Source organism: Streptomyces sp. NPDC014656, from assembly GCF_043084305.1.
GTDB lineage: Bacteria > Actinomycetota > Actinomycetes > Streptomycetales > Streptomycetaceae > Streptomyces.
This window is the reverse complement of the sequence record NZ_JBIBZN010000037.1, coordinates 1-6063: the sequence shown is the minus strand read 5'-3', so window position 1 is coordinate 6063 and position 6063 is coordinate 1. Positions and strand designations below refer to the sequence as shown.

Annotated in this window: 2 protein-coding genes; both read left to right on the top strand. The window is 73.7% G+C overall.

What is annotated here, in order from left to right:
• Positions 1–4167: beta-ketoacyl synthase N-terminal-like domain-containing protein (locus tag ACF1ED_RS37155; protein ID WP_391767789.1), on the top strand; the 4167-nt coding region annotated here is incomplete at its 5' end.
• A gap of 49 nt (positions 4168–4216) precedes the next feature.
• Positions 4217–6063 (top strand): type I polyketide synthase (locus tag ACF1ED_RS37150; RefSeq protein WP_391767788.1); only part of this gene is annotated, 1847 nt, incomplete at its 3' end.

Sequence of the window (6063 nt, the reverse complement as noted above, 5' to 3'; positions counted from 1 at the left end):
GTGCTGGCTCCGAAGGCGATCGGTGCGCACAACCTCCATCGCGTCAGCGGGGAACTCGGCCTGGACCTCACCGCCTTCGTCCTCTTCTCCTCCGTGGCCGGCACCTTCGGTACGGCGGGTCAGAGCGGGTACGCGGCGGCCAACACCTTCCTGGACGCGCTCGCCGAACAGCGCCGCGCCCAGGGCCTGCCCGCCACCTCCCTCGCCTGGGGCCTCTGGGCCGAAGGCGGCATGGAATCCGGCCTGGGAGAGGTGGACCGTGCCCGGCTCGCCCGTACCGGCCTGGCCGCCTTCACCCCCGAGCAGGGGCTCCGCCTGTTCGACCTGGCGGTCGCGCAGGACACGGCACAGCTCGTCCCGATCGGCCGTCTCGACACGTCCGCGCTCGGCAGGCGCGACGCGTCCGCGCTGCCGGCCGTGCTGCGCGGACTCGTCCGCAGGCCGGTACGGCGTGCCGCGGCCGCTGCGGCGGCGGGCGGAGCCACGTCACTGGCCGGCCGGCTCGCCCGACTCCCCGAGCCGGACCAGGACAAGCTGCTCCTGGAACTGGTCCGCGGCGAGGTGGCGGCGGCGCTCGACCACAGCAGCCCCGACGCGGTGGACAGCCGCCGGGGGTTCAAGGAACTGGGCTTCGACTCGCTCACCGCGGTCGAGCTGCGCAACCGCCTGAACCAGGCAACCGGCCTCCGGCTGCCCGCCACCCTCGTCTTCGACCACCCGACGCCGCAGGCGCTCGCCCGCCACCTGCGCACCGAGCTGGTCGGCGCCCTCCCGGCCACCGCCCCGGCGCCGTCCGCCCGGCGGGCCGGCGGGACGGACGACGAGCCGATCGCGATCGTCGGCATGGCCGCCCGCTACCCCGGCGGGGTCACCTCACCGGAAGACCTCTGGCAGCTCGTGGCCGAGGGCCGGGACGCGGTCTCCGGCTTCCCGGTCGACCGCGGCTGGGACCTGGAACGGCTCTACCACCCGGACCCCGAGAACCCGGGGACGACGTACGCCCGCGACGGCGGCTTCCTCTACGACGCCGGTGAGTTCGACGCGGCGTTCTTCGGGATCTCGCCGCGCGAGGCGCTGGCGATGGACCCGCAGCAGCGCCTGCTCCTGGAGACCTCCTGGGAGGTCTTCGAGCGCGCCGGGATCGACCCGGCCTCCGTCCGGGGCAGCAGGATCGGTGTGTACGCGGGCGTCATGTACCACGACTACGTGAGCCGGCTGCCCGCCGTCCCCGCCGACCTGGAGGGGTACATCGGCACCGGCAACACCGGCAGCGTCAGCACGGGCCGGATCTCCTACGCCCTCGGTCTCGAAGGCCCGGCGGTCACCGTCGACACCGCCTGCTCCTCCTCCCTCGTGGCCCTGCACATGGCCGCCCAGGCACTGCGCCAGGGAGAGTGCACGATGGCGCTCGCCGGAGGAGTGACGGTGATGTCCTCGCCGGACACCTTCGTGGACTTCAGCCGCCAGCGCGGCCTGTCCCCCGACGGCCGCTGCAAGTCCTTCGCGGAGGCGGCGGACGGGACCGGCTGGTCCGAGGGCGTCGGTGTGGTGCTGGTCGAGCGGCTGTCCGACGCGATACGCAACAACCACCGGGTGCTGGCCGTGATCCGCGGCACCGCGATCAACCAGGACGGCGCCAGCAACGGCCTGACCGCGCCCAACGGCCCCGCCCAGCAGCGGGTGATCACCCAGGCGCTGGAGGCCGCGGGCCTCTCCCCGGCGGACGTGGACGCCGTCGAGGCGCACGGCACCGGCACCCGGCTCGGCGACCCGATCGAGGCGCAGGCGCTGCTGGCCACCTACGGGCAGGACCGTCCCGCCGACCGGCCGCTCTGGCTCGGCTCGGTGAAGTCCAACATCGGTCACACGCAGGCGGCGGCCGGAATGGCGGGCCTGTTCAAGATGGTCCTCGCGATGCGGCACGGTGTGCTGCCGCGCACGCTGCACGTGGACGAGCCGTCGTCGTTCGTGGACTGGTCGGCGGGCGGTGTGGAGCTGCTGACCGAGCAGCGGCCGTGGCCGGAGACGGGCCGGCCGCGCCGGGCCGGCGTGTCGTCCTTCGGGATCAGCGGCACCAACGCCCACGTCATCGTCGAGCAGGCCCCCGAACCGGAGCCGGAGCCGGAGACCCCGACCGACGGGACCGGGCCGGAGGGGCTTCCGGTGACGGTTCCGCTGTCGGCCCGCTCGGAGACGGCGGTACGCGCCCAGGGCGAACGACTGGCCGCCTATCTGGAGGGTGGGTCGGGGGTGTCGTTGGGGGATGTGGCGTTCACGGCGGCGACAGCGCGTGCGGCGCTTGAGCATCGTGCGGTGGTGGTGGCCGAGGACGCGGGTGCGGTGCGGGAGTCGCTCGCGGCGCTGGCGGAGGGCCGGCCTTGGGCGGGTCTGGTGCGTGGTGTCGTGGACGAGGGTGCCCTGGCGTTCCTCTACACGGGGCAGGGCAGTCAGCGGCTGGGGATGGGGCGTGAGCTGTATGGCGTCTATCCGGTGTTCGCGGCGGCTTTGGACGAGGTGTGTGAGGCGCTGGACGTTCATCTGGATCGTCCGCTGCGGGAGGTGATGTGGGCGGATCCGGATTCCGAGGAGGCGGGTCTGCTGCACACGACGGCTTATACGCAGCCGGCGTTGTTCGCGGTGGAGACGGCGCTGACGCGTCTGTACGCGTCCTGGGGTATCACCCCGGACTATGTGACCGGTCACTCGGTGGGCGAGATCACGGCGGCTCATACGGCGGGTGTGCTGTCGCTTGCGGATGCGGCGCGGTTGATCACGGCTCGGGGCCGGCTGATGCAGGCTCTGCCCGAGGGCGGGGCCATGCTGTCGGTGCAGGCGTCGGAGGAGGAGGTTCTTCCGACGCTCAGTGCCGGTGTCGCTGTCGCGGCGGTCAACGGGCCGCTTTCCACGGTGGTCGCCGGTGACACGGACGCGGTGCTTGCGGTGGGGGAGTACTGGAAGGCGCGGGGCCGTAAGGCGAAGCGGCTGCAGGTAAGTCACGCGTTCCACTCGCCCCGCATGGACGCGATCCTCGACGACTTCCGTGCCGTGGTGGACGGGCTGGTCCTCAACCCGCCCCGGATTCCGCTGGTTTCGAACCTGACGGGGGCTCTGGCAGACCCGGAGCGGATCACCACGGCCGAGTACTGGGTGCGTCACATCCGTGAGGCGGTCCGTTTCTCCGACGGCGTCACCACCCTCCACACCGAGGGTGTGACGACGTTCCTGGAGATCGGGCCCGACGCGATCCTCACCCCGATGACCCGCGACAGTCTCCCCGCCGAGGGGAACGCGGTCACCCTCGCCGCTCTGCGGCGCGGCCGGCCCGAGACGCGCACCGCCGTGACCGCCGCCGCCGAGGCGTGGACGCACGGCGCCCCCCTCGACTGGGAGGCGCTGAGGGGAGCAGCCGGCTCCGGCCGGGTGCTCGACCTGCCGACGTACGCCTTCCAGCGCAAGCGTTTCTGGCTGGAGGCCGTCGAGCCGGAGGCGCGGCCCGGCTCCCCCGAGGCGCGGTTCTGGGAGGCCGTGGAATCGGAGGACCTCGGCGCGCTGGCGGCGGCGCTGGGCATCGACACCGCCGAGGCGTTCGGCGGAGCCCTTCCGCTGCTCGCCTCGTGGAGGCGCGCGGCACGGTCCACCGCCCAGGCCGCCGGTGGTTCCACCGGTGCGGCGGAGCACGAGGACGACGCGCCGACGCTCGCCGAGGCGCTGGCCGGCCTGCCGGACGGCGAGCGCGCGACGCGCCTGCTCGACCTGGTCAGGGACGAGATCGCCGCCCTCCAGGGGTACGCGGGGCGGGACGAGGTCGACGGCGAACGCTCGCTGAAGGACATGGGCTTCGACTCGATGGCCGCGGTGGCGCTGCGGAACAGGCTCGCGGAGGTCGTCGGATTCGCCCTGCCCGCGACCCTGGTCTTCGACCACCCCACTCCGGCGGCCATCGCCACGTACGTACGAGTCCGCCTCGACCGGATCGCGGGGGCGGGCCTCCCGGCCGCCGGGTCGCGGACGAGCGGCGGGGCCGACGGGGCCGGGGGGACGGACGGGGCCGGCACGGACGACCGGGGCGGCTTCGACGACACCGCCGCCGCGCTCGCGGCGCTCGACGACACGTCCGACGACGACCTGTTCGCCCTGCTCGACCGCGAGCTGGACGCCAGCGCGTGAAGCCGTCGCCCCTCCCCAGACCTGACAGCGAGGAAGCCGAGGAAAAAAAATGTCTGACGAAACGAAGCTTCGGGACTATCTCAAACGGACGACGGCGGAACTCCAGTCCTCGCGGCGCGAGTTGAAGGCGCTGCGGGACCGTGCCGCCGAGCCGATCGCCATCGTCGGGATGAGCTGCCGCTTCCCGGGCGGCGTCCGCTCCCCCGAGGACCTGTGGGACCTGGTGACCGAGGGCCGGGACGCGATCTCCGGCTTCCCGGCGGACCGCGGCTGGGACCTGAAGGGCCTGTACGACGCCGACCCGGAGAACCCGGGGACCGCGTACGCCCGCGAAGGCGGATTCCTGTACGACGCGGGCGAGTTCGACGCCGAGTTCTTCGGGGTGTCGCCGCGCGAGGCACTGGCGATGGACCCGCAGCAGCGCCTGCTCCTGGAGGCGTCGTGGGAGGCGCTGGAGCGGGCCGGCATCGACCCCGCCACCCTGCGGGGCTCACGGACCGGCGTGTACGCGGGCTGCGTCAGCGACGACTACCAGCTCCTGCTCACCCGGCCGCCGGAGGAGATCGAGGCGTACCGGCTGACCGGCACCGCGAGCAGCGTGATCTCCGGCCGGGTCGCGTACACTTTCGGTCTCGAAGGGCCCGCGGTCACCGTGGACACGGCCTGCTCCTCCTCGCTCACCGCCCTGCACCTGGCGTCCCAGGCACTGCGCCAGGACGAGTGCTCGCTCGCCCTGGTCGGCGCCGTGACGGTGATGGTCACCCCGTCCGGGTTCGTCGACTTCAGCCGGCAGCGCGGCCTGGCGCCCGACGGCCGCTGCAAGGCGTTCGCGGAGGGCGCCGACGGTACGGGCTTCGCCGAGGGCGTCGGCGTCCTGGTGGTGGAGCGGCTGTCCGACGCCCTGCGGAACGGCCACCGGGTGCTCGCGGTCGTCCGCGGCTCCGCCCTCAACCAGGACGGCGCCAGCAACGGCCTGACCGCGCCCAACGGCCCCGCCCAGCAGCGGGTGATCACCCGGGCGCTGGAGGCGGCCGGACTCGCTCCCGGGGACGTGGACGCCGTCGAGGCGCACGGCACCGGCACGCGGCTCGGCGACCCGATCGAGGCGCAGGCGCTGCTCGACACGTACGGGCAGGACCGCCCCGCCGACCGGCCGCTCTGGCTCGGCTCGGCCAAGTCGAACATCGGCCACACCCTCGCGGCGGCCGGTCTCGCGGGCGTCATCAAGATGGTCCAGGCGATGCGGCACGGCGTACTGCCGCGCACCCTGCACGTGGACGAGCCGTCGTCGTTCGTGGACTGGTCGGCGGGCGCGGTGGAGCTGCTGACGGAGCAGCGGCCGTGGCCGGAGACCGGCCGGCCGCGCCGGGCCGGCGTGTCGGCCTTCGGCATGAGCGGCACCAACGCCCATGTGATCCTCGAACAGGCCCCGGAGGCGGAGGAGTCCGCCGAGGACGAGGAGGCCGCCGGGCGGGAGGCGTCCGCGCTTCCCCTGGTGCTGTCCGCGAAGACCGGACCCGCCCTGCGCGAGCAGGCGGCGCGCCTGCTTCCGCTGCTCGACGCGGAGGCCGAGCCGGCGGACCTCGGCCGCTCCCTGGCCGTCTCGCGGGCGGTCTTCGACCACCGCGCGGTGGTCGTCGGGCGGAACCCCGTCGAGGTCCGCTCGGGTCTCGAAGCGCTCGCGGCGGGCCAGGCCGCGCCGAACGCGGTGGCGGGACACACCCGGCCGCTGGGTCGTCGGGTGTTCGTCTTCCCGGGTCAGGGTTCGCAGTGGGCGGGTATGGCGGTGGAGCTGCTGGATGCGGACGCCGGTTTCGCGGGTCATTTCCGTGAGGTGGCGTCGGCGGTGGAGCGGTGTGTGGAGTGGCGGGTGGAGGATGTCCTGCGGGGTGTGGA